The 20,573-nt window shown below is 53.5% G+C and carries 27 protein-coding genes; 20 read left to right on the top strand and 7 right to left on the bottom strand.

Annotated features, from left to right (window positions below; all coding sequences use genetic code 11):
- Positions 1 to 12: 12 nt before the first annotated feature.
- Positions 13 to 645 (bottom strand): cAMP-activated global transcriptional regulator CRP, encoded by a 633-nt coding sequence (gene crp / locus LBF07_RS09690; RefSeq protein ID WP_000242758.1) that lies wholly within the window; start codon positions 643 to 645, stop codon positions 13 to 15.
- Between the two features lie 311 nt (positions 646 to 956).
- On the opposite strand from crp, the gene LBF07_RS09685 reads away from it, so the two are divergent.
- Positions 957 to 1,361 carry an OsmC family protein gene (locus tag LBF07_RS09685; protein WP_008503018.1) on the top strand — a complete coding sequence of 135 codons (405 nt, stop codon included), beginning with the start codon at positions 957 to 959 and terminating at the stop codon, positions 1,359 to 1,361.
- A 66-nt stretch (positions 1,362 to 1,427) separates the two neighbouring features.
- Here LBF07_RS09685 and LBF07_RS09680 read toward each other — a convergent pair whose 3' ends face one another.
- The 4 genes from LBF07_RS09680 to LBF07_RS09665 form a co-directional block, all read right to left on the bottom strand.
- A complete protein-coding gene (locus LBF07_RS09680; protein ID WP_023309465.1) occupies positions 1,428 to 2,297 on the bottom strand; it encodes a phosphoribulokinase in 870 nt (289 codons plus the stop codon).
- 30 nt (positions 2,298 to 2,327) lie between these two features.
- Positions 2,328 to 2,546 (bottom strand): YheU family protein, encoded by a 219-nt coding sequence (locus tag LBF07_RS09675; protein WP_008503016.1) that lies wholly within the window; start codon positions 2,544 to 2,546, stop codon positions 2,328 to 2,330.
- Positions 2,543 to 3,565, bottom strand: a complete 1,023-nt coding sequence (locus LBF07_RS09670; RefSeq protein ID WP_087823617.1) for a hydrolase — start codon at positions 3,563 to 3,565, stop codon at positions 2,543 to 2,545. The genes LBF07_RS09675 and LBF07_RS09670 overlap by 4 nt, the downstream gene beginning before the upstream one ends.
- Positions 3,566 to 3,677: 112 nt before the next feature.
- Positions 3,678 to 5,582, bottom strand: a complete 1,905-nt coding sequence (locus LBF07_RS09665) for an ABC transporter ATP-binding protein (RefSeq protein ID WP_033146795.1) — start codon at positions 5,580 to 5,582, stop codon at positions 3,678 to 3,680.
- Positions 5,583 to 5,717: 135 nt separating this feature from the next.
- On the opposite strand from LBF07_RS09665, the gene kefG reads away from it, so the two are divergent.
- From kefG to slyD, 4 genes are all read left to right on the top strand, one after another.
- A complete protein-coding gene (gene kefG / locus LBF07_RS09660) occupies positions 5,718 to 6,272 on the top strand; it encodes a glutathione-regulated potassium-efflux system ancillary protein KefG (protein WP_021242220.1) in 555 nt (184 codons plus the stop codon).
- The gene (kefB, locus tag LBF07_RS09655) at positions 6,272 to 8,077 is read left to right on the top strand and encodes a glutathione-regulated potassium-efflux system protein KefB (protein ID WP_094934897.1); all 1,806 of its coding nucleotides are present in this window, start codon (positions 6,272 to 6,274) and stop codon (positions 8,075 to 8,077) included. The genes kefG and kefB overlap by 1 nt, the downstream gene beginning before the upstream one ends.
- 13 nt (positions 8,078 to 8,090) lie before the next feature.
- Positions 8,091 to 8,291, top strand: coding sequence for a YheV family putative zinc ribbon protein (locus tag LBF07_RS09650; protein WP_033146793.1), 201 nt, complete (start codon positions 8,091 to 8,093; stop codon positions 8,289 to 8,291).
- Between the two features lie 94 nt (positions 8,292 to 8,385).
- Positions 8,386 to 8,976: a peptidylprolyl isomerase gene (slyD, locus tag LBF07_RS09645; protein WP_014833521.1), complete on the top strand. Its 591-nt coding sequence runs from the start codon at positions 8,386 to 8,388 to the stop codon at positions 8,974 to 8,976.
- Positions 8,977 to 9,173: 197 nt separating this feature from the next.
- Here the strand turns inward: slyD and LBF07_RS09640 are convergent, their stop codons facing one another.
- Positions 9,174 to 9,392 carry a protein SlyX gene (locus tag LBF07_RS09640; RefSeq protein ID WP_023309461.1) on the bottom strand — a complete coding sequence of 73 codons (219 nt, stop codon included), beginning with the start codon at positions 9,390 to 9,392 and terminating at the stop codon, positions 9,174 to 9,176.
- 238 nt (positions 9,393 to 9,630) lie between these two features.
- Here LBF07_RS09640 and fkpA point away from each other — a divergent pair, with 238 nt between their 5' ends.
- The 11 genes from fkpA to bfr all read left to right on the top strand — a co-directional run bounded on the left by fkpA (position 9,631) and on the right by bfr (position 17,833).
- A complete protein-coding gene (gene fkpA / locus LBF07_RS09635; protein WP_023309460.1) occupies positions 9,631 to 10,449 on the top strand; it encodes an FKBP-type peptidyl-prolyl cis-trans isomerase in 819 nt (272 codons plus the stop codon).
- A gap of 167 nt (positions 10,450 to 10,616) precedes the next feature.
- Positions 10,617 to 11,339, top strand: coding sequence for a transcriptional regulator (locus LBF07_RS09630; protein WP_014171909.1), 723 nt, complete (start codon positions 10,617 to 10,619; stop codon positions 11,337 to 11,339).
- The gene (gene tusD / locus LBF07_RS09625) at positions 11,339 to 11,725 is read left to right on the top strand and encodes a sulfurtransferase complex subunit TusD (RefSeq protein ID WP_033146792.1); all 387 of its coding nucleotides are present in this window, start codon (positions 11,339 to 11,341) and stop codon (positions 11,723 to 11,725) included. The genes LBF07_RS09630 and tusD overlap by 1 nt, the downstream gene beginning before the upstream one ends.
- Positions 11,725 to 12,084: a sulfurtransferase complex subunit TusC gene (gene tusC / locus LBF07_RS09620; RefSeq protein ID WP_094934898.1), complete on the top strand. Its 360-nt coding sequence runs from the start codon at positions 11,725 to 11,727 to the stop codon at positions 12,082 to 12,084. Before tusD ends, tusC begins: the two co-directional genes overlap by 1 nt.
- Positions 12,085 to 12,091: 7 nt before the next feature.
- Positions 12,092 to 12,379 carry a sulfurtransferase complex subunit TusB gene (tusB, locus tag LBF07_RS09615; RefSeq protein ID WP_033146790.1) on the top strand — a complete coding sequence of 96 codons (288 nt, stop codon included), beginning with the start codon at positions 12,092 to 12,094 and terminating at the stop codon, positions 12,377 to 12,379.
- A 124-nt stretch (positions 12,380 to 12,503) separates the two neighbouring features.
- Complete coding sequence (gene rpsL, locus LBF07_RS09610) at positions 12,504 to 12,878, top strand: 30S ribosomal protein S12 (RefSeq protein ID WP_000246815.1); 375 nt, start codon at positions 12,504 to 12,506, stop codon at positions 12,876 to 12,878.
- A gap of 96 nt (positions 12,879 to 12,974) precedes the next feature.
- Positions 12,975 to 13,445: a 30S ribosomal protein S7 gene (gene rpsG, locus LBF07_RS09605; protein WP_004106370.1), complete on the top strand. Its 471-nt coding sequence runs from the start codon at positions 12,975 to 12,977 to the stop codon at positions 13,443 to 13,445.
- Positions 13,446 to 13,541: 96 nt separating this feature from the next.
- Positions 13,542 to 15,656, top strand: coding sequence for an elongation factor G (gene fusA, locus LBF07_RS09600; protein ID WP_033146789.1), 2,115 nt, complete (start codon positions 13,542 to 13,544; stop codon positions 15,654 to 15,656).
- Positions 15,657 to 15,725: 69 nt separating this feature from the next.
- The gene (tuf, locus tag LBF07_RS09595) at positions 15,726 to 16,910 is read left to right on the top strand and encodes an elongation factor Tu (RefSeq protein WP_014068448.1); all 1,185 of its coding nucleotides are present in this window, start codon (positions 15,726 to 15,728) and stop codon (positions 16,908 to 16,910) included.
- A 179-nt stretch (positions 16,911 to 17,089) separates the two neighbouring features.
- The gene (bfd, locus tag LBF07_RS09590) at positions 17,090 to 17,284 is read left to right on the top strand and encodes a bacterioferritin-associated ferredoxin (RefSeq protein ID WP_008503493.1); all 195 of its coding nucleotides are present in this window, start codon (positions 17,090 to 17,092) and stop codon (positions 17,282 to 17,284) included.
- Between the two features lie 72 nt (positions 17,285 to 17,356).
- Entirely contained in the window at positions 17,357 to 17,833 is a 477-nt protein-coding gene (gene bfr, locus LBF07_RS09585) for a bacterioferritin (protein ID WP_008503492.1), read from the top strand.
- On the opposite strand, the gene LBF07_RS09580 is transcribed toward bfr, so the two are convergent.
- Complete coding sequence (locus LBF07_RS09580) at positions 17,817 to 18,290, bottom strand: A24 family peptidase (RefSeq protein WP_064673113.1); 474 nt, start codon at positions 18,288 to 18,290, stop codon at positions 17,817 to 17,819. The genes bfr and LBF07_RS09580 overlap by 17 nt on opposite strands.
- A 380-nt stretch (positions 18,291 to 18,670) precedes the next feature.
- Between LBF07_RS09580 and rpsJ the strand changes: the two genes are divergently transcribed.
- The 4 genes from rpsJ to rplW are packed head-to-tail and all read left to right on the top strand — an operon-like array spanning position 18,671 to position 20,559.
- Positions 18,671 to 18,982: a 30S ribosomal protein S10 gene (rpsJ, locus tag LBF07_RS09575; protein WP_001181005.1), complete on the top strand. Its 312-nt coding sequence runs from the start codon at positions 18,671 to 18,673 to the stop codon at positions 18,980 to 18,982.
- 32 nt (positions 18,983 to 19,014) lie between these two features.
- Entirely contained in the window at positions 19,015 to 19,644 is a 630-nt protein-coding gene (rplC, locus tag LBF07_RS09570; RefSeq protein ID WP_006178923.1) for a 50S ribosomal protein L3, read from the top strand.
- Between the two features lie 10 nt (positions 19,645 to 19,654).
- The gene (rplD, locus tag LBF07_RS09565; protein ID WP_000424395.1) at positions 19,655 to 20,260 is read left to right on the top strand and encodes a 50S ribosomal protein L4; all 606 of its coding nucleotides are present in this window, start codon (positions 19,655 to 19,657) and stop codon (positions 20,258 to 20,260) included.
- Positions 20,257 to 20,559, top strand: a complete 303-nt coding sequence (gene rplW, locus LBF07_RS09560; protein ID WP_000617546.1) for a 50S ribosomal protein L23 — start codon at positions 20,257 to 20,259, stop codon at positions 20,557 to 20,559. The genes rplD and rplW overlap by 4 nt, the downstream gene beginning before the upstream one ends.
- The last annotated feature ends 14 nt before the right edge of the window (positions 20,560 to 20,573 follow it).

Raw genomic sequence — 20,573 nt, 5'->3', positions numbered from 1 at the left:
GTTTAAGCGGAATTAACGCGTTCCGTAGACCACGATGGTTTTACCGTGGGCGGAGATCAGGTTTTGATCTTCCAGCATTTTCAGGATACGGCCCACTGTTTCACGGGAGCAGCCGACGATCTGACCAATTTCCTGACGGGTAATTTTAATTTGCATGCCGTCCGGGTGGGTCATGGCGTCTGGCTGTTTCGCCAGGTTCAACAGGGTTTGTGCGATACGGCCGGTAACGTCCAGGAAGGCGAGGTTACCCACTTTCTCTGACGTGACCTGCAGACGGCGCGCCATCTGGGAAGAAAGACGCATCAGGATGTCAGGGTTAACCTGAATCAGCTGACGGAACTTCTTGTAAGAAATTTCAGCCACTTCACATGCTGTCTTTGCTCGAACCCAGGCGCTACGTTCCTGGCCCTCTTCAAACAGGCCCAGTTCACCGATGAAATCGCCCTGGTTCAGATAAGAAAGGATCATCTCTTTCCCTTCTTCATCTTTGATCAGCACTGCCACCGAGCCTTTAACGATGTAATACAACGTTTCCGCTTTTTCACCCTGGTGAATCAGCGTGCTCTTCGATGGGTACTTATGAATGTGGCAATGAGACAAGAACCATTCGAGAGTCGGGTCTGTTTGCGGTTTGCCAAGCACCATGCGCTGTTATCCTCTGTTATAAGCTGTCACCAGAGTCATCAGATGCATCCGGACTCTGGGGTTGCAATCGAATTCTTACCCATACCCTGGGAAGTCGGCTACCGTAACGTTTCGCAGCCAGTAAAGTTTGATGTCCTCTGCATACACGTGTAACGTCAATGTATTACTGTAGCATCCTGAGTGTTTTAGCATAGCTTTCGCCGCGTGTCTCCTGGTGTCTCGCTTCAGCATGATGCAGGTCGCCTTCCATTGCGATAAATGTAACGCACGCGTAATCTGTCACCAAAAATGCAACGTTGGAGTTAATGAATATGCAAGCGCGCGTGAAATGGGTTGAAGGTTTAACGTTCCTGGGCGAGTCCGCGTCAGGACACCAGATTTTGATGGACGGTAACTCCGGCGATAAAGCACCCAGCCCAATGGAAATGGTGCTGATGGCGGCAGGCGGATGCAGCGCAATTGATGTGGTGTCGATTCTGCAAAAAGGACGTCATGACGTGACGGATTGTGAGGTTAAACTCACGTCAGAGCGTCGCGAAGAGGCGCCACGCCTGTTCACCCATATTAACCTGCACTTTGTGGTCACCGGTAAAGAGCTGAAAGACGCGGCGGTCTCGCGTGCGGTGGACCTGTCTGCGGAGAAGTACTGCTCGGTGGCGTTAATGCTGGAGAAAGCGGTAAAAATCACGCATTCGTATGAAGTGATCGAGGCGTGATTGATGGGGCATCGTGCGTGTTGATGCCCTCACCCTAACCCTCTCCCACAGGGAGAGGGAACATGCTCACGCGATCTGCTTCCCTTCCATCAGTCGCTCCACCAGCGGCGTCATGATGAGCTCCATCGCCAGCCCCATTTTTCCGCCCGGCACGACTAACGTATTCATGTGTGAAATAAACGAGCCCTGCAGCATTGCCAGCAGCCAGGGGTAATCAATGCCTTCGAGATTGCGGAAATGGATCACCACAAAGCTCTCGTCCAGCGACGGGATGCTTTTAGCGGCAAACGGATTCGAGGTATCCACCGTCGGCACGCGCTGGAAGTTGATATGGGTGCGGGAGAACTGCGGCGTCAGGAAGTTAATGTAATCCTCCATGGAGCGCACCACGGAGTCCATCACCGCCTCTCGCGAATGGCCGCGCTCGCTCATGTCGCGCGTCAGCTTCTGGATCCACTCCAGGTTAACGATAGGGACCACGCCGACCAGCAGATCCACGTGGCGCGCCACGTCGTGTTGAGGCGTGACCACGCCGCCGTGCAATCCTTCGTAAAAGAGGACGTCGGTGGGTTCCGGCAGCGGCTGCCACGGGGTAAAGGTTCCCGGCACCTGATTCCAGGGTACGGCTTCATCATAGGTGTGCAGATACTTGCGGGACTGCCCTTTGCCGCTCTTACCGTACTCTATAAAGGTTTGTTCCAGCAGGCCGAAGTCATTGGCCTCCGGGCCGAAGTAGCTGATGTGTTTACCCGAATCGCGCGCCTTACGAATGGCCATGTCCATCTCCGGACGCGTGTAGCGGTGAAAGCTGTCGCCTTCGACCTCCGCCGCACGGAGATTCAGCTGGGCGAAAATCTTGCGAAATGCGAGGCTGGTGGTGGTGGTTCCCGCACCACTCGACCCCGTAACGGCAATAACCGGGTGTCTGGCAGACATAGCAACTCCCTGACTGAAAAGGGTGGAAGATCAGCCGTGAAACGCGTTGCGGGGCATGATATTGACCGTCTCATGCAGTTCTGACCACACCAGCACCACGTCGCCGCTTTTCAGCTGGCGCTTAACATCGTTGACCTTTTGCTCAAGCGAGCGTTCCTGTTCACCATAATCGGTGCCTTCGCGTAATACAAAGCTTTCAATCAGATTATCGAGCGTTTCGGGAGCCAGATCCTGCCAGGGAATAATCATTTTGCACCGTCCAGATAAGGGGTCAGCCAGTCAGGAATTCGCGCCTCAAGCCACATTTTCGGGCGGCGCAGCGTGCCGCCGATAAACCCGACGTGGCCGCCATGCTCGGTCAACTGATAGTGAACGTTGTCGGGCAGGAATTCCTGAGCGGGGATCGAGTGATGATCCATAAATGGGTCATCTTTGGCATGAATAATCAGCGTTGGCTGCGTGATCTTGCTGAGCAGCGGCATGGCGCTGCACTGACGATAATAGTCAATCGCATCGGCGAAGCCGTGGATTTTCGCGGTGATCAGGTCGTCGAACTCGCGGATACGACGCACCTTTTTCAGCTGGCGCAGGCTTACCGGCAGGGTATCCGGGTAGGCCTTCAGCTTACGCGCCGCGTTGGCCTTCAGCAGGTTGAGCAGGTAGCGCTGATAGACGCGGGAAAAGCCTTTATCCATGTGGTAGCTACACTGCTCAAGCATAAACGGCGCGGAGACAATGACGGCGGCATCCAGCGGTACGCTTTCACCCTCTTTGGCCAGCAGACAGGCCAGCATATTGCCGCCCAGCGAGTAGCCCACGGCGGCCGTTGGCACGGTGCCATAATTTTCCCGCAGCCAGTGTAAAAAACACGTTCCGTCTTCGGTTTCACCCGAGTGATAAATGCGTTTCTGACGATTCGGTTCACCGCTGCAGCCGCGAAAATGCATCACCACGCCGAGCCAGCCGCGCGCTTTTGCCGCCTCAATTAGCCCATGCGCATACGGGCTGTGCAGGCTGCCTTCCAGACCGTGGAAAACCACCAGACGCGGCTTATGGCGAGCCTGTTCAGGCGCTTCGCTCCAGGCGAGATCCAGAAAGTCACCGTCTGGCAGGTCAAGCCGTTGCCAGTGCGGGGTGAACTGAACCTTGCGGCGGATCAGTCGCGGCAGCATGGTCTGCAAATGCGGATTGGCCACGCCGCGCATAGGCACGAACTCAGTGCTGTCTTCGGCCGCAATGTCGAAGTCTGATGGAATGATTTGGGTCATAAGCGCGATGCTGATTCTTGTCGGAAATTTACGATACTTTCCGAATTGTACCCCGTTTAAGCTGGATTTCCGAACCCGGTACGGATTCTGCTCTTCAAACGGGGTAAATAAGTCAGTCAGCCTGCAGCATCGCTTCCAGCTGTTCCTGCGCGTCGAGCCACGCCATCTCGCACTCTTCGAGACTGGATTTGGTCTTCGCTTGGGTTTGCAGGCAGTCGGTCAGCTCAGCCTTGCGGCTCTGGTCATACAGGCCGCTATCGCCGAGCTTCTCTTCAACGATAGCCAGCGTGGCGTTGAGTTTTTCCATCTCTTTTTCGAGACGGGTAATCTCTTTACGCAGGGGCTGCGTCTGGGTGCGCAGCTCCGCTTCACGGCGCTTCTGATCTTTACGCGCCTGCGCGCTGTTGGCGTTGTCTTTCGCTGACTCTTCCGGCTGGTTTTCCTGCTTCTGCACGTCCGTCAGCCACTGCTGATAGTCTTCCAGATCGCCGTCGAACGGTTCGACTTTGCCGCCGTGCACTAAATAGAGATCGTCCGTGGTGGAGCGGATCAGGTGACGGTCGTGCGAAACCACCACCAGCGCGCCTTCGAACTCAATCAGCGCTTCGGTCAGCGCCTGACGCATGTCGAGATCCAGGTGGTTGGTCGGTTCATCGAGCAGCAGCAGGTTCGGACGCTGCCAGACGATCAGCGCCAGCACCAGACGGGCCTTTTCGCCGCCGGAGAAACGCTCGGTGTTTTCAGTCACCTTATCGCCCTGGAAGCCGAAGCCGCCGAGATAGTCGCGCAGCTTCTGCTCCATCTCCTGCGGCGCAAGACGCGCGAGGTGCTGAATCGGCGATTCATCCGCGCGTAAAAATTCCAGCTGATGCTGGGCGAAGTAACCCAGTTTGATGCCCTTCGCCAGGCCGATTTCGCCGCTGACCGGGTTAAGCTCGCCCGCCAGCAGTTTGATCAGCGTCGATTTACCGGCGCCGTTACGCCCCAGCAGGCCAATGCGGGAACCCGGCACCAGGTTGAGCTTGATGGAGTCGAGAATAATGCGGTCGGCATAGCCCGCGCTGACCTTCTCCATCTTCAGCAGCGGGTTCGGCAGGCTTTCCGGCTCGCGGAAGCTGAAGTGGAACGGGTTATCCACGTGCGCCGGGGCAATCATCTCCATGCGTTCCAGCATCTTGATGCGGCTCTGGGCCTGCTTGGCTTTTGAGGCTTTGGCCTTAAAGCGATCCACAAAGCTCTGCAGGTGCGCCACGCGCTGCTGCTGGCTTTCATACATGGACTGCTGCTGGGCGAGACGCGTCGCGCGCTGGCGCTCGAAGGAGCTGTAGTTGCCGGTGTACTCGAACATCGTTTGCTGTTCGATATGAATAATTTTATCCACCACCGGGTCAAGGAAGTCGCGGTCGTGGGAGATCAGAATCAGAGTGCCCTGATAGCTCTTGAGCCACTTCTCCAGCCAAATAACCGCATCGAGATCGAGGTGGTTGGTCGGTTCGTCGAGCAACAGCAGGTCAGAGCGGCAGATCAGCGCCTGCGCCAGGTTGAGGCGCATACGCCAGCCGCCGGAGAAGTCGCTGACCGGACGTTCCAGCTGTTCGTTGCTGAAGCCCAGGCCGTGCAGCAGGCTGGAGGCGCGGGAGCGAATGGTCCACGCGTCGATGGCGTCCAGCTTGCCGTGAACGGTGGCGATGGCGTGACCGTCGTTGCGCTCGTTAGCAGAATGAAGTTCCGCTTCCAGCTTGCGGTATTCACGGTCGCCGTCGATAACATAGTCGAGTGCCGGTTCGCTCAGCGCAGGCGTCTCCTGGTTTACCCAGGCGAGCTGCCAGTTCCCCGGGAAGGTAAAGTTACCGCCATCCGCGCTAATCTCGTTTTTCAGCAGCGCCAGCAGGGTGGATTTGCCGCAGCCGTTTTTGCCGACCAGACCCACTTTTTGGCCCGGGTTGATGGTAGCAGTGGCGTTATCCAGCAGAACGCGCACGCCGCGACGAATTTGTAACGAGGAGAAAACAATCATAGAAGCGCCGTATGTTCCGACTATGTTAATTTGTCATTATGATAATGTAAGGTGTGGGCCATTTTCCGCACCGGGCCGCCATGGTAGCCCAAAACAGCGACGATACACAAAAACAGAAACAAGACCGGGAGGGGAATGATGTCTCAGACAGCAAAAGTGCTGCTGCTGTATGCCCATCCGGAATCTCAGGACTCGGTGGCAAACCGGGTGCTGCTTAAGCCGGCCACACAGCTTAGTAACGTAACGGTGCACGATCTCTACGCGCACTATCCTGATTTCTTTATTGATATCCCTTACGAGCAGGAGCTGCTGCGTCAGCATGACGTGATTGTGTTCCAGCATCCGCTTTATACCTATAGCTGTCCGGCACTGCTGAAAGAGTGGCTGGACCGCGTGCTGAGCCGGGGCTTCTCCAGCGGGGTGGGGGGCAACCAGCTGGCGGGAAAGTACTGGCGTAGTGTGATTACGACCGGTGAACCCGAAAGCGCTTACCGTCACGACGGGCTGAACCGCTATCCGATGAGCGATATCCTCAGGCCATTCGAACTGACGGCGGCCATGTGCCGTATGCACTGGATGAGCCCGATTATTGTCTACTGGGCGCGGCGTCAGGATCCGAAAGAGCTGGCAAGCCACGCCAGAGCCTACGGTGAATGGCTGGCGTCGCCCATTCCGGCAGGAGGTCGTTAATGGAAGGATCGAATTTACTCCTCGCCGGGGTGCTGTTTTTATTTGCGGCCGTCGTCGCGGTGCCGCTTGCAGCCCGTATTGGTATCGGTGCGGTGCTGGGGTATCTGCTGGCGGGGATCGCGATTGGTCCCTGGGGGCTGGGATTCATCAGCGATGTCGATGAGATCCTCCATTTCTCCGAGCTGGGCGTGGTGTTCCTGATGTTCATCATCGGCCTGGAGCTGAATCCTTCGAAATTGTGGCAGCTCCGACGCTCTATCTTTGGCGTGGGCGCCGCGCAGGTGTTATTCAGCGCCGCGATCCTGGGCGGCCTGTTAATGCTGACCCACTTTTCATGGCAGGCGGCGGTGATTGGAGGGATAGGCCTTGCGATGTCGTCGACGGCGATGGCGCTACAGCTGATGCGCGACAAAGGGATGAACCGTAACGAAGCCGGTCAGCTGGGCTTTTCGGTGCTGCTGTTCCAGGATTTGGCGGTGATCCCGGCGCTGGCGCTGGTGCCGCTGCTGGCGGGGTCCGGGGACGATCACTTCGACTGGGCTAAAATCGCCATGAAGGTGCTGGCCTTCGCGGGCATGCTGATTGGCGGTCGTTTCCTGTTACGTCCCGTGTTCCGCTTTATTGCCGCGTCGGGCGTTCGCGAGGTGTTTACCGCCGCGACGCTGCTGCTGGTGCTGGGATCGGCGTTGTTTATGGACGCGCTGGGGCTGTCGATGGCGCTCGGGACCTTTATCGCCGGGGTGCTGCTGGCGGAGAGCGAGTATCGGCACGAGCTGGAAATTGCCATCGATCCCTTCAAAGGGCTGCTGTTAGGCCTGTTCTTTATTTCTGTGGGGATGGCGCTTAACCTCGGTGTGCTCTATACCCATCTGCTGTGGGTGATAATGAGCGTCGCCATTCTGGTGGCGGTGAAGATGCTGGTACTGTACGTCATAGCGCGTATCTACGGGCTGCGCAGTTCGGAACGCATGCAGTTTGCCAGCGTGTTAAGCCAGGGAGGCGAGTTCGCGTTTGTGCTGTTCTCGACCGCATCCTCCCAGAAGCTGTTTAAAGACGATCAGATGGCGCTTTTGCTGGTGACGGTCACGCTGTCTATGATGACCACGCCGCTGCTGATGAAGCTGGTGGATAAACTGCTGTCGCGCCGCCTGAACCCAAATGACGATGAAGACGAAGCGCCGTGGGTGGAAGACGATAAGCCGCAGGTGATTGTGGTGGGTTTTGGCCGTTTCGGACAGGTGATTGGACGCCTGCTGATGGCGAACAAAATGCGCATTACGGTACTGGAGCGGGATATCAGCGCGGTCAACCTGATGCGTAAATATGGCTACAAGGTTTACTACGGCGACGCGACCCAGCTCGAGCTGCTGCGATCGGCGGGGGCGGAAGCGGCAGAGTCCATCGTGATTACCTGTAACGATCCGGAAGACACGATGAAGCTGGTGGATCTGTGCCAGCAGCATTTCCCGCATCTGCATATTCTGGCGCGTGCGCGGGGACGTGTTGAAGCTCACGAATTGTTGCAGGCGGGTGTGAAACACTTCTCCCGTGAGACGTTCTCCAGTGCGCTGGAGCTGGGTCGTAAGGCGCTGATCTCGCTCGGCATGCATCCGCATCAGGCGCAGCGCGCCCAGATGCACTTCCGCCGGCTGGATATGCGGATGCTGCGCGAGCTGATGCCGGTACATACCGATACGGCGCAGATCTCCCGCGTGCGGGAAGCGCGTCGCGAGCTGGAGGAGATCTTCCAGCGAGAGATGCAACAGGAACGACGCCAGCTTGATGGCTGGGATGAATTTGAATAAAGGGTAACGAAAGATGGCTGTACGTAAACGCTTTATCGCGGGTGCAAAATGCCCGACCTGTCAGGCGCAAGATACCCTGGCGATGTGGCGGGAAAATAATGTTGATGTTGTTGAGTGTGTTAAGTGCGGTCACCAGATGCGTGAGGCCGATAAAGAGGCCCGCGATCACGTTCGCAAAGAAGAGCAAGTTATCGGGATTTTTCATCCGGACTAGCGATATGCCCTGAGTTTTTTTAAGCTAAAGGGTACACGGGTGCAGATTTCCGCTACAATCTGCGCCAGCAATTTTCCCACGCTCAGGAGATATCATGAAAGTAGCAAAAGACCTGGTGGTCAGCCTGGCCTATCAGGTACGTACAGAAGACGGTGTGTTGGTTGATGAGTCTCCGGTGAGTGCGCCGCTTGACTACCTGCATGGTCACGGTTCCCTGATTTCCGGCCTGGAAAACGCGCTGGAAGGTCATGAAGTTGGCGACAAATTTGACGTTGCTGTAGGCGCGAACGACGCTTACGGTCAGTATGACGACAACCTGGTTCAGCGCGTTCCTAAAGACGTGTTCATGGGCGTTGACGAACTGCAGGTTGGCATGCGCTTCCTGGCTGAAACTGACCAGGGCCCGGTTCCTGTTGAAATCACCGAAGTGGAAGATGACCACGTCGTGGTTGACGGTAACCACATGCTGGCTGGCCAGAACCTGAAGTTCAACGTAGAAGTTGTTGCGATCCGTGAAGCGACCGAAGAAGAGCTGGCTCATGGCCACGTTCACGGTGCGCATGGTCACGACCATGACCACGATCACGGCCACGACGGCTGCTGCGGTGGTCACGGCCACGATCACGACCATGGTCACGACCACGGTAAAGGTGGTTGCGGTAACGGCGGCTGCGGTTGCCACTAATACCCGTCGTCTTTCAAGCCGCAGGTGCGTTGGCTGCGCTTTCAAACCCCGGTCACATAGTTATCTATGCTCCCGGGGATTTTCAAGCTTGCCGCCTTCCTGCGACTCGAAATCCATAGGGTATTTGGTATGTTGGCCCGGTAAGCTTCGCGCCACCGGGCACAAAAAAAGCGGGATAATCCCGCTTTTTTTACGCCTCAATAATGAGGAGGTGGCGTCTCTTCTGACTGAGAGGCAATGTTTGACGGCTGTGTAGCCTTCAGCTTTTCCGTCAGCAGGCGCATATGATCCCGCAGTTTTGCCATTTCGAGCTCATGTGCGGTCACGGTCTGGTTTAGCTCTTCGATGGTGATGTCCTGAAAAGCCAGGCGGCTTTCCAGCTCAGCCATTCTCGCTTCTATTGCTGTATCCTTCATCATTCACCTCGTTTATTTCAGATTCGCCATAATGGCCCTGCGGCGGCGCAGTTTAACTGAGTTTATCCTTAAGTACAGTCTGCATCCCTTTGGCAGGAAACTTATTTAAACAAAAATAGTCTGAAAAGTGGCGAGAATTGGAAGTGTCTGTCTGTAGATTTCTTCCGCAACGTTTTATAGTACGTAACTCATTTACGTTTAACGCTGGGGTGAGAGTCCCCAGGCCCTGGAGATATGGATGAAATCACTGTTTAAAGTAACGCTGCTGGCGACGACGATGGCTGTTGCGCTGAACGCGCCGCTGTCATTCGCTGCTGATACTGCTGCGAAGCCTGCTGCCACTGCAGACAGCAAAGCGGCGTTCAAAAATGACGACCAGAAATCCGCCTACGCACTGGGCGCATCTCTGGGTCGCTACATGGAAAACTCTCTGAAAGAACAAGAGAAACTGGGCATCAAACTGGATAAAGCTCAGCTGATCGCGGGCGTTCAGGACGCATTTGCAGATAAGAGCAAGCTGTCTGACCAGGAAATTGAACAGACTCTGCAGGCGTTCGAAGCGCGCGTGAAGGGTGCCGCTCAGACCAAGATGGACGCGGACGCTAAAGACAACGAAGCGAAAGGCAAAGCCTACCGCGATACCTTTGCCAAAGAGAAAGGTGTGAAAACCTCTTCTACCGGCCTGGTGTACAAAGTTGAGAAAGAAGGCACCGGCGATGCGCCTAAAGACAGCGACACCGTTGTTGTGAACTACAAAGGTACGCTGATCGACGGTAAAGAGTTCGATAACTCTTACACCCGCGGTGAGCCGCTCTCCTTCCGTCTGGATGGTGTGATCCCTGGCTGGACTGAAGGCCTGAAAAACATCAAGAAAGGCGGCAAGATCAAGATGGTTATCCCACCGGATCTGGCCTATGGCAAAACCGGCGTTCCGGGTATCCCTGCTAACTCTACGCTGGTCTTTGACGTAGAGCTGCTGGATATCAAACCGGCACCGAAAGCGGATGCGAAAGCAGACGCACCGGCTGACGATAAAGCCGCTGCTGCTAAGAAGTAATGTTGAAAAAAACCCGCCGCCTTTCAGGCGGCGGTTTTTTTATTGTGGGGCAGATATAATTAACACTGGAAAGCGCTACGCACGCTGTATTAATTTAGTTGTCCGTGTAGATAATGAGCCTGCCCTGAAAACCTAACGACAGGCTCCTGAAAAGGAGTGTTTTTTTCATGTCCAGGTCGCTTTTAACCAACGAAACCAGTGAACTTGATTTGCTGGATCAACGTCCTTTCGATCAGACCGACTTCGATATTCTGAAATCCTACGAAGCGGTAGTGGACGGGTTAGCGATGCTCATTGGCTCCCACTGCGAAATCGTATTGCACTCCCTGCAAGATCTGAAGTGTTCCGCCATCCGCATTGCGAATGGTGAACATACTGGCCGTAAAATTGGTTCGCCAATTACCGACCTTGCATTGCGTATGCTGCATGACATGACCGGCGCGGACAGCAGCGTCTCCAAATGCTATTTCACCCGCGCCAAAAGCGGCGTGCTGATGAAATCAGAAACCATCGCGATTCGAAACCGCGAGCATCGTGTTATTGGGCTGCTGTGCATCAACATGAACCTTGATGTGCCATTCTCGCAAATCATGAGCACCTTTATTCCACCAGAAACGCCGGACGTTGGCTCTTCTGTTAACTTTGCCTCCTCCGTTGAAGATCTGGTGACGCAGACGCTTGAGTTTACGATTGAAGAGGTGAATGCCGATCGCAACGTCTCGAACAACGCCAAGAATCGCCAGATCGTGCTCAATCTCTACGAAAAAGGGATTTTTGATATTAAAGACGCCATTAATCAGGTGGCCGATCGTCTGAACATCTCCAAGCACACGGTCTACCTCTATATTCGCCAGTTCAAAAGCGGCGATTTCCAGGGACAAGACAAGTAATGCGTTTTGCGTTAATGGTGACAGGCCCGGCGTACGGCACTCAGCAGGCCAGCAGCGCGCTGCAGTTTGCGCATGCGCTACTGGCGGCCGGACATGAGCTGGCGAGCGTTTTCTTCTATCGGGAAGGGGTGTATAACGCGAATCAGTTTACGTCACCGGCGAGCGACGAATTCGATCTGGTGCGCGCCTGGCAGGCATTAAACGAAAAGCAGGGCGTAGAACTGCACATCTGCGTGGCGGCGGCACTGCGCCGCGGGGTGACCGATGCAACCGAAGCCGCACGTCTTGGTTTATCGGGTTCTAACCTGCAGCCCGGCTTTTCGTTGAGTGGCCTGGGTGCACTGGCACAGGCGGCATTAACCTGCGACAGAGTGGTGCAATTCTGATGAAGCGTGTCGCGTTTGTTTTTTCCTCCGCACCGCACGGCAATGCGTCCGGCAGAGAAGGGCTGGATGCGCTGCTCGCGACCTCAGCATTGACCGAAGATATCGGTGTCTTCTTTTTGGGCGACGGCGTATTTCAGCTTCTGGCGGGGCAGCAGCCTCAGGCCATTCTGGCGCGTGATTACATCACGACGTTCAAAGTGTTACCGCTTTACGATATCGAAACCTTCTATGTCTGTGCCGACTCCCTGGCCGCGCGCGGTTTAAACGAGGCAACGCCTTTCGTGCTGGATGTGACAGTCCTGTCTTCTGCTGCACTGCGCGAACACCTTTCCCACTACGACACCGTTCTGACTTTCTGAGGCTGACATGCTCCATACTCTGAGCCATTCACCGTGGCAATGTGATATCGATGCGTTACTGAGCATGCTGCGCGAAGGTGATGACCTGCTGCTGATTCAGGATGGTGTGCTTGCCGCACTGGACGGCAGTCGTTTCGTTGAAATTCTCACGAATGCCCCCATAACAGTCTCTGCGCTGAAGGACGATCTGGATGCGCGGGGTCTTTCTGGTCAAATTTCAGCCAAAATTGACGTGGTTGGCTATACTGATTTCGTCAATCTTACTGTGACGCACGCCAGTCAAATGAACTGGTGATTTGAGATCGCTGTATATTTCTTGACACCTTTTCGACGTAGCCCTAAAATTTCGCGTCCTCATATTGTATGAGGTCGTTTTATTACGTGTTTACGAAGCAAAAGCTAAAACCAGGAGCTATTTAATGGCAACAGTTAACCAGCTGGTACGCAAACCACGCGCACGCAAAGTTGCAAAGAGCAACGTGCCTGCGCTGGAAGCCTGCCCGCAGAAACGTGGCGTATGTACTCGTGTATATACCACCACTCCTAAAAAACCAAACTCCGCACTGCGTAAAGTATGCCGTGTGCGTTTGACTAACGGTTTCGAAGTGACTTCCTACATCGGTGGTGAAGGTCACAACCTGCAGGAACACTCCGTGATCCTGATCCGTGGCGGTCGTGTTAAAGACCTTCCGGGTGTTCGTTACCACACCGTTCGTGGTGCGCTCGACTGCTCAGGTGTTAAAGACCGTAAGCAGGCTCGCTCCAAGTACGGCGTGAAGCGTCCTAAGGCTTAATGGTTCTCCGTTAAGTAAGGCCAAACTGATTTATCTTAATGTCAAACTAAACTCTTTGAGTTTTGGACAATCCTGAATTAACAACGGAGTATTCCCATGCCACGTCGTCGCGTCATTGGTCAGCGTAAAATTCTTCCAGATCCGAAATTCGGATCAGAACTGCTGGCAAAATTTGTAAATATCCTGATGGTAGATGGTAAAAAATCTACTGCAGAAGCAATCGTATACAGCGCGCTTGAGACCCTGGCTCAGCGTTCTGGTAAAAATGAACTGGAAGCTTTCGAAGTCGCTCTCGACAACGTTCGCCCAACCGTAGAAGTTAAGTCCCGCCGCGTTGGTGGTTCTACTTATCAGGTTCCAGTTGAAGTTCGTCCGGTTCGTCGTAATGCTCTGGCAATGCGTTGGATCGTTGAAGCTGCTCGTAAACGCGGTGATAAATCCATGGCTCTGCGTCTGGCGAACGAACTTTCTGATGCTGCAGACAACAAAGGTACTGCAGTTAAGAAACGTGAAGACGTTCACCGTATGGCAGAAGCCAACAAGGCGTTCGCACACTACCGTTGGTAATCCCTTCGGAGTATTAGTCACCAGGCGGGCGCTTCAGAGAAGCCGCCCGCTCTGGGTAACTTAACTGAACGCCTAAAGATATAAACGAGGAATCAAATGGCTCGTACAACACCCATCGCACGCTACCGTAACATCGGTATCAGTGCGCACATCGACGCCGGTAAAACCACTACTACCGAACGTATTCTGTTCTACACCGGTGTAAACCATAAAATCGGTGAAGTTCATGACGGCGCAGCCACCATGGACTGGATGGAACAGGAGCAGGAGCGTGGTATCACTATCACCTCCGCAGCGACTACTGCATTCTGGTCAGGTATGGCTAAGCAGTACGAACCGCATCGCGTAAACATCATCGACACCCCAGGGCACGTTGACTTCACCATCGAAGTAGAACGTTCCATGCGTGTTCTTGACGGCGCGGTAATGGTTTATTGCGCAGTTGGTGGTGTTCAGCCACAGTCTGAAACCGTATGGCGTCAGGCGAACAAATATAAAGTTCCACGCATCGCGTTCGTTAACAAAATGGACCGTATGGGTGCTAACTTCCTGAAAGTTGTTGGCCAGATCAAAACCCGTCTGGGCGCGAACCCTGTTCCGCTGCAGCTGGCAATTGGTGCTGAAGAAGGCTTCACCGGCGTTATCGACCTGGTGAAAATGAAAGCCATCAACTGGAACGATGCAGACCAGGGCGTTACCTTCGAATACGAAGATATCCCAGCTGCAATGCAGGACCTGGCTGACGAATGGCACCAGAACCTGATCGAATCCGCTGCTGAAGCTTCTGAAGAGCTGATGGAGAAATACCTGGGTGGTGAAGAACTGACTGAAGAAGAGATCAAAAAAGCTCTGCGTCAGCGCGTTCTGAACAACGAAATCATCCTGGTAACCTGTGGTTCTGCGTTCAAGAACAAAGGTGTTCAGGCGATGCTGGATGCGGTAGTTGACTACCTGCCATCCCCAGTTGACGTTCCTGCGATCAACGGCATCCTGGACGACGGTAAAGATACTCCGGCTGAGCGTCACGCAAGCGACGAAGAGCCATTCTCTGCACTGGCGTTCAAAATTGCTACCGACCCATTCGTGGGTAACCTGACCTTCTTCCGCGTTTACTCTGGTGTGGTTAACTCCGGTGACACCATCCTGAACTCCGTGAAAGCGGCGCGTGAACGTTTTGGCCGTATCGTACAGATGCACGCTAACAAACGTGAAGAGATCAAAGAAGTTCGTGCGGGCGACATCGCTGCAGCTATCGGTCTGAAAGACGTGACCACTGGTGACACCCTGTGTGACCCGGATCACCCGATCATTCTGGAGCGTATGGAATTCCCTGAGCCGGTAATCTCCATCGCAGTTGAACCAAAAACCAAAGCTGACCAGGAAAAAATGGGTCTGGCTCTGGGCCGTCTGGCGAAAGAAGACCCATCATTCCGCGTATGGACTGATGAAGAATCTAACCAGACCATCATCGCTGGTATGGGTGAACTGCACCTGGACATCATCGTTGACCGTATGAAGCGTGAATTCAACGTTGAAGCGAACGTGGGTAAACCTCAGGTTGCTTACCGCGAAGCGATTCGCGCGAAAGTTACCGATGTTGAAGGTAAACACGCTAAGCAGTCTGGTGGTCGCGGTCAGTACGGTCACGTTGTGATCGACATGTACCCACTGGAGCCGGGCTCTAACCCGAAAGGTTACGAGTTCATCAACGACATCAAAGGTGGTGTAATTCCTGGCGAATACATCCCAGCCGTTGATAAAGGCATCCAGGAACAGCTGAAAGCGGGCCCTCTGGCTGGCTATCCGGTTGTTGACATGGGTGTTCGTCTGCACTTCGGTTCTTACCACGACGTTGACTCCTCTGAACTGGCGTTTAAACTGGCTGCGTCTATTGCCTTTAAAGAAGGCTTTAAGAAAGCAAAACCAGTTCTGCTTGAGCCAATCATGAAGGTTGAAGTAGAAACTCCTGAAGAGAACACCGGTGACGTTATCGGTGACTTGAGCCGTCGTCGCGGTATGCTGCGTGGTCAGGAATCCGAAGTAACTGGCGTTAAGATCCACGCTGAAGTTCCGCTGTCTGAAATGTTCGGATATGCAACTCAGCTGCGTTCTCTGACCAAAGGTCGTGCATCATACACCATGGAATTCCTGAAGTATGATGATGCGCCTAACAACGTTGCTCAGGCCGTTATTGAAGCCCGTGGTAAGTAATCCACAGGATTAAAACCTAAGTCCCGTGCTCTCTCCACAGGGGAGAGCACTATAGTAAGGAATATAGCCGTGTCTAAAGAAAAATTTGAACGTACAAAACCGCACGTCAACGTTGGTACTATCGGCCACGTTGACCATGGTAAAACTACCCTGACTGCTGCAATCACTACCGTTCTGGCTAAAACCTACGGTGGTTCTGCTCGTGCATTCGACCAGATCGATAACGCACCAGAAGAAAAAGCACGTGGTATCACCATCAACACTTCCCACGTTGAATATGACACCCCGACTCGCCACTACGCACACGTAGACTGCCCAGGCCACGCCGACTATGTTAAAAACATGATCACCGGTGCTGCGCAGATGGACGGCGCGATCCTGGTTGTTGCTGCGACTGACGGCCCAATGCCTCAGACTCGTGAGCACATCCTGCTGGGTCGTCAGGTAGGCGTTCCTTTCATCATCGTGTTCCTGAACAAATGCGACATGGTTGATGACGAAGAGCTGCTGGAACTGGTAGAGATGGAAGTTCGTGAACTGCTGTCTCAGTACGATTTCCCGGGCGACGACACTCCAATCGTTCGTGGTTCTGCTCTGAAAGCGCTGGAAGGCGAAGCTGAGTGGGAAGCTAAAATCATCGAACTGGCTGGCTTCCTGGATTCTTACATCCCAGAACCAGAGCGTGCGATTGACAAGCCATTCCTGCTGCCAATCGAAGACGTATTCTCCATCTCCGGTCGTGGTACCGTTGTTACCGGTCGTGTAGAGCGCGGTATCATCAAAGTTGGTGAAGAAGTTGAAATCGTTGGTATCAAAGAGACTGCGAAGTCTACCTGTACTGGCGTTGAAATGTTCCGCAAACTGCTGGACGAAGGCCGTGCTGGTGAGAACGTTGGTGTTCTGCTGCGTGGTATCAAACGTGAAGAAATCGAACGTGGTCAGGTTCTGGCGAAGCCAGGCTCAATCAAGCCACACACCAAGTTCGAATCTGAAGTGTACATCCTGTCTAAAGACGAAGGCGGCCGTCATACTCCGTTCTTCAAAGGCTACCGTCCACAGTTCTACTTCCGTACAACTGACGTGACCGGTACCATCGAACTGCCAGAAGGCGTTGAGATGGTAATGCCAGGCGACAACATCAAGATGGTTGTGACTCTGATCCACCCAATCGCGATGGACGACGGTCTGCGTTTCGCAATCCGTGAAGGCGGCCGTACCGTTGGCGCGGGCGTTGTTGCTAAAGTTCTGGGCTAATTAATTATCCCCGAATAAAAAAAGGACGCTTCGGCGTCCTTTTTTGTTTTCTGCCGCTCAGTTACTGTCACAAAATTACGCATTTTTTGCCTGCTCCCGCCCCGTATTGTGGCGTTTGTGCTATTGTAATCATAACCATTCTCACTTACACTTTGCGCATAATTTGAACGGGAGTCTCAATGTACGTTTGTTTATGTAATGGTGTAAGCGACAAAAAAATACGTCAGGCCGTTCGCCAGTTTCAGCCTCAGTCATTTCAGCAGCTACGCAAATTTGTTCCGGTGGGAAATCAATGCGGTAAATGTGTACGTGCTGCGCGAGAGATCATGCAGGACGAATTGATGCAGATCCCGGAATACAAAGAGATCGCGTAAGCGCCCATCTTTTTTTTGACATCCCTGTAGCCCGATCTACGCTTCAATGAGTGGAAGCGGAGGGACTATATAATGAAAGGTGATGTTAAAATCATAAGTTATCTCAATAAATTATTGGGAAATGAGCTTGTCGCAATTAACCAGTACTTTCTTCACGCGAGAATGTTCAAAAACTGGGGGCTTAAGCGTCTGAACGACGTTGAGTACCATGAATCGATCGATGAAATGAAGCACGCCGATAAATATATCGAGCGTATTTTATTCCTTGAAGGCATTCCAAACCTGCAGGACCTCGGAAAGCTGGGCATCGGAGAAGATGTCGAAGAGATGCTGCGTTCCGACCTCAGGCTGGAACTTGAAGGTGCCAAAGATCTCCGTGAAGCCATTGCCTATGCTGACAGCGTACATGACTACGTCAGTCGCGATATGATGATCCAGATCCTGGCCGATGAAGAAGGCCATATTGACTGGCTGGAAACGGAGCTGGATCTGATTGCTAAAATCGGTCTGCAGAACTACCTTCAGTCGCAGATTAAAGTGGAAGAGTAACCACCGTCTTCCAGCCTACGCATAAACCCGCTGCTGCCAGAAATGGCCCAAAAGGCAGTGGGTTTTTTAATGCTCCCTTATCGCCGGTGAGTAACGAAAACACAAGAATGCTAAGTAGCGCCATAAGCGCAGCGAGTAACGCCAGCGTAGGCAGCATGCACCAGCCATGCCACGCACCAAGCGCCGCCAGGTATTTTACATCGCCGTATCCCATCCCTTCACGCCGGCAGATAAACCGATATCCCCAGTAAATAACGGCAAAGCCGACATATCCAGCCATCGCTCCCACCACTGCACTTGGCAGAAAATCAGGTTGGACGCAGAGCTGAAAGAGCAGGCCCGCCCAGAGCAGCGGGCAGAGAAACTTATCCGGAAGCAGTCCGTAGCGAATATCTGCACGGACGAGAAAGGCAGTCAGCGAAAAATAGACCAGCAAAAAGGGGAGGGTGGTTAACATGGAAAAGGCCTCAAAGGGGTTTGAGCGCATCCTCGCTATAATCGGCCTGGGCGGCAATCTATAAAAACGACACTTGCGTAGGGGCTCGAGACAAAGCCTTGAGAAGGGATACATTGCGTAAAAAGTTGCGCGCCCTTACGCATACTGCGCCTCTGGCGCTTAATTTCTAAACGGCACTTGCGTCTTGTCCAGATTTACGTATAATGCGCGGGCTTGTCGTAATTGACGGCGGGTTCAATCAGAACCAGAGTAGCTCATTTTGTTACTCAACAATGCTCCCAATTGGGGAGCTACGTAAGAACGGTTACACTCTCCCATCAATCGTAATGGGTTTGAGGAGTAATCATTTTCGTTTATAAAATAATTGGAGCTCTGGTCTCATGCAGAACCAAAGAATCCGTATCCGCCTTAAAGCGTTTGATCATCGTCTGATCGATCAATCAACCGCGGAAATCGTCGAGACTGCTAAGCGCACTGGTGCGCAAGTCCGTGGTCCGATCCCGCTGCCGACCCGCAAAGAGCGCTTCACCGTTCTGATCTCTCCGCACGTCAACAAAGACGCGCGTGATCAGTACGAAATCCGCACTCACAAGCGTCTGGTTGACATCGTTGAGCCAACTGAGAAAACCGTTGATGCTCTGATGCGTCTGGATCTGGCTGCCGGTGTAGACGTGCAGATCAGCCTGGGTTAATCAGGTCATCGAGCGATTGAGAGGTTGATACAATGATTGGTTTAGTCGGTAAAAAAGTGGGCATGACCCGCATCTTCACTGAAGATGGCGTTTCAATCCCAGTAACCGTAATCGAAGTTGAAGCAAACCGCGTTACCCAGGTTAAAGATCTGGCTAACGATGGCTACCGCGCTGTTCAGGTGACCACTGGTGCTAAAAAAGCTAACCGTGTAACCAAACCAGAAGCGGGTCACTTCGCTAAAGCTGGCGTAGAAGCTGGCCGTGGTCTGTGGGAATTCCGTCTTGCTGAAGGCGAAGAGTTCACCGTAGGTCAGGACATTAGCGTTGAGCTGTTTGCTGACGTTAAAAAAGTTGACGTAACCGGTACCTCTAAAGGTAAAGGTTTTGCTGGTACCGTTAAGCGCTGGAACTTCCGTACCCAGGACGCTACCCACGGTAACTCCTTGTCTCACCGCGTTCCGGGTTCTATCGGTCAGAACCAGACTCCGGGCAAAGTGTTCAAAGGCAAGAAAATGGCAGGTCAGCTGGGTAACGAACGTGTGACCGTTCAGAGCCTGGACGTAGTACGTGTTGACGCTGAGCGCAACCTGCTGCTGGTTAAAGGTGCAGTTCCGGGTGCAACCGGTAGCGACCTGATCGTTAAACCAGCTGTGAAGGCGTAAGGGGATAGCAATGGAATTAGTATTGAAAGACGCGCAGAGCGCGCTGACTGTTTCCGAAACTACCTTCGGTCGTGATTTCAACGAAGCGCTGGTTCACCAGGTTGTTGTTGCTTATGCAGCTGGTGCTCGTCAGGGTACTCGTGCTCAGAAGACTCGTGCTGAAGTAACTGGTTCTGGCAAAAAGCCATGGCGCCAGAAAGGTACCGGCCGTGCGCGTTCAGGTTCTATCAAGAGCCCGATCTGGCGTTCAGGTGGCGTGACCTTCGCTGCGCGTCCACAGGACCACAGTCAAAAAGTTAACAAAAAGATGTACCGCGGCGCGCTGAAAAGCATCCTGTCCGAACTGGTACGTCAGGATCGTCTGATCGTTGTCGAGAAGTTCTCTGTTGAAGCGCCTAAAACTAAGCTGCTGGCACAGAAACTGAAAGACATGGCTCTGGAAGATGTGCTGATCATCACCGGTGAGCTGGACGAGAACCTGTTCCTGGCCGCACGTAACCTGCACAAGGTTGACGTACGCGATGCGACTGGTATCGACCCGGTTAGCCTGATCGCCTTCGACAAAGTCGTAATGACTGCTGATGCTGTTAAGCAAGTTGAGGAGATGCTGGCATGATTCGTGAAGAACGTCTGCTGAAGGTGCTTCGCGCACCGCACGTTTCTGAAAAAGCGTCTACTGCGATGGAAAAAACAAACACCATCGTTCTCAAAGTTGCTAAAGACGCGACCAAAGCAGAGATCAAAGCTGCTGTGCAGAAACTGTTTGAAGTCGAAGTCGAAGTCGTTAACACCCTGGTAGTTAAAGGGAAAGTTAAACGTCACGGACAGCGTATCGGTCGTCGTAGCGACTGGAAAAAAGCTTACGTCACCCTGAAAGAAGGCCAGAATCTGGACTTCGTTGGCGGCGCTGAGTAAGTCGGAGGAGTAAT

Origin of the sequence: Enterobacter cloacae complex sp. ECL352, from assembly GCF_020149545.1 — a bacterium.
GTDB classification, from domain to species: Bacteria; Pseudomonadota; Gammaproteobacteria; order Enterobacterales; family Enterobacteriaceae; genus Enterobacter; species Enterobacter asburiae_B.
The sequence above is the reverse complement of the archived record's forward strand: the minus strand, read 5'-3'. Positions and strand labels throughout refer to the sequence as shown.

Excerpts from the sequence above, each read along its gene's own strand:
- crp (WP_000242758.1), bottom strand. The coding sequence starts at position 645 with ATGGTGCTTGGCAAACCGCAAACAGACCCGACTCTCGAATGGTTCTTG.
- LBF07_RS09685 (WP_008503018.1), top strand. The coding sequence starts at position 957 with ATGCAAGCGCGCGTGAAATGGGTTGAAGGTTTAACGTTCCTGGGCGAG.
- LBF07_RS09680 (WP_023309465.1), bottom strand. The coding sequence starts at position 2,297 with ATGTCTGCCAGACACCCGGTTATTGCCGTTACGGGGTCGAGTGGTGCG.
- LBF07_RS09675 (WP_008503016.1), bottom strand. The coding sequence starts at position 2,546 with ATGATTATTCCCTGGCAGGATCTGGCTCCCGAAACGCTCGATAATCTG.
- LBF07_RS09670 (WP_087823617.1), bottom strand. The coding sequence starts at position 3,565 with ATGACCCAAATCATTCCATCAGACTTCGACATTGCGGCCGAAGACAGC.
- LBF07_RS09665 (WP_033146795.1), bottom strand. The coding sequence starts at position 5,582 with ATGATTGTTTTCTCCTCGTTACAAATTCGTCGCGGCGTGCGCGTTCTG.
- kefG (WP_021242220.1), top strand. The coding sequence starts at position 5,718 with ATGATGTCTCAGACAGCAAAAGTGCTGCTGCTGTATGCCCATCCGGAA.
- kefB (WP_094934897.1), top strand. The coding sequence starts at position 6,272 with ATGGAAGGATCGAATTTACTCCTCGCCGGGGTGCTGTTTTTATTTGCG.
- LBF07_RS09650 (WP_033146793.1), top strand. The coding sequence starts at position 8,091 with ATGGCTGTACGTAAACGCTTTATCGCGGGTGCAAAATGCCCGACCTGT.
- slyD (WP_014833521.1), top strand. The coding sequence starts at position 8,386 with ATGAAAGTAGCAAAAGACCTGGTGGTCAGCCTGGCCTATCAGGTACGT.
- LBF07_RS09640 (WP_023309461.1), bottom strand. The coding sequence starts at position 9,392 with ATGAAGGATACAGCAATAGAAGCGAGAATGGCTGAGCTGGAAAGCCGC.
- fkpA (WP_023309460.1), top strand. The coding sequence starts at position 9,631 with ATGAAATCACTGTTTAAAGTAACGCTGCTGGCGACGACGATGGCTGTT.
- LBF07_RS09630 (WP_014171909.1), top strand. The coding sequence starts at position 10,617 with ATGTCCAGGTCGCTTTTAACCAACGAAACCAGTGAACTTGATTTGCTG.
- tusD (WP_033146792.1), top strand. The coding sequence starts at position 11,339 with ATGCGTTTTGCGTTAATGGTGACAGGCCCGGCGTACGGCACTCAGCAG.
- tusC (WP_094934898.1), top strand. The coding sequence starts at position 11,725 with ATGAAGCGTGTCGCGTTTGTTTTTTCCTCCGCACCGCACGGCAATGCG.
- tusB (WP_033146790.1), top strand. The coding sequence starts at position 12,092 with ATGCTCCATACTCTGAGCCATTCACCGTGGCAATGTGATATCGATGCG.
- rpsL (WP_000246815.1), top strand. The coding sequence starts at position 12,504 with ATGGCAACAGTTAACCAGCTGGTACGCAAACCACGCGCACGCAAAGTT.
- rpsG (WP_004106370.1), top strand. The coding sequence starts at position 12,975 with ATGCCACGTCGTCGCGTCATTGGTCAGCGTAAAATTCTTCCAGATCCG.
- fusA (WP_033146789.1), top strand. The coding sequence starts at position 13,542 with ATGGCTCGTACAACACCCATCGCACGCTACCGTAACATCGGTATCAGT.
- bfd (WP_008503493.1), top strand. The coding sequence starts at position 17,090 with ATGTACGTTTGTTTATGTAATGGTGTAAGCGACAAAAAAATACGTCAG.
- bfr (WP_008503492.1), top strand. The coding sequence starts at position 17,357 with ATGAAAGGTGATGTTAAAATCATAAGTTATCTCAATAAATTATTGGGA.
- LBF07_RS09580 (WP_064673113.1), bottom strand. The coding sequence starts at position 18,290 with ATGTTAACCACCCTCCCCTTTTTGCTGGTCTATTTTTCGCTGACTGCC.
- rpsJ (WP_001181005.1), top strand. The coding sequence starts at position 18,671 with ATGCAGAACCAAAGAATCCGTATCCGCCTTAAAGCGTTTGATCATCGT.
- rplC (WP_006178923.1), top strand. The coding sequence starts at position 19,015 with ATGATTGGTTTAGTCGGTAAAAAAGTGGGCATGACCCGCATCTTCACT.
- rplD (WP_000424395.1), top strand. The coding sequence starts at position 19,655 with ATGGAATTAGTATTGAAAGACGCGCAGAGCGCGCTGACTGTTTCCGAA.
- rplW (WP_000617546.1), top strand. The coding sequence starts at position 20,257 with ATGATTCGTGAAGAACGTCTGCTGAAGGTGCTTCGCGCACCGCACGTT.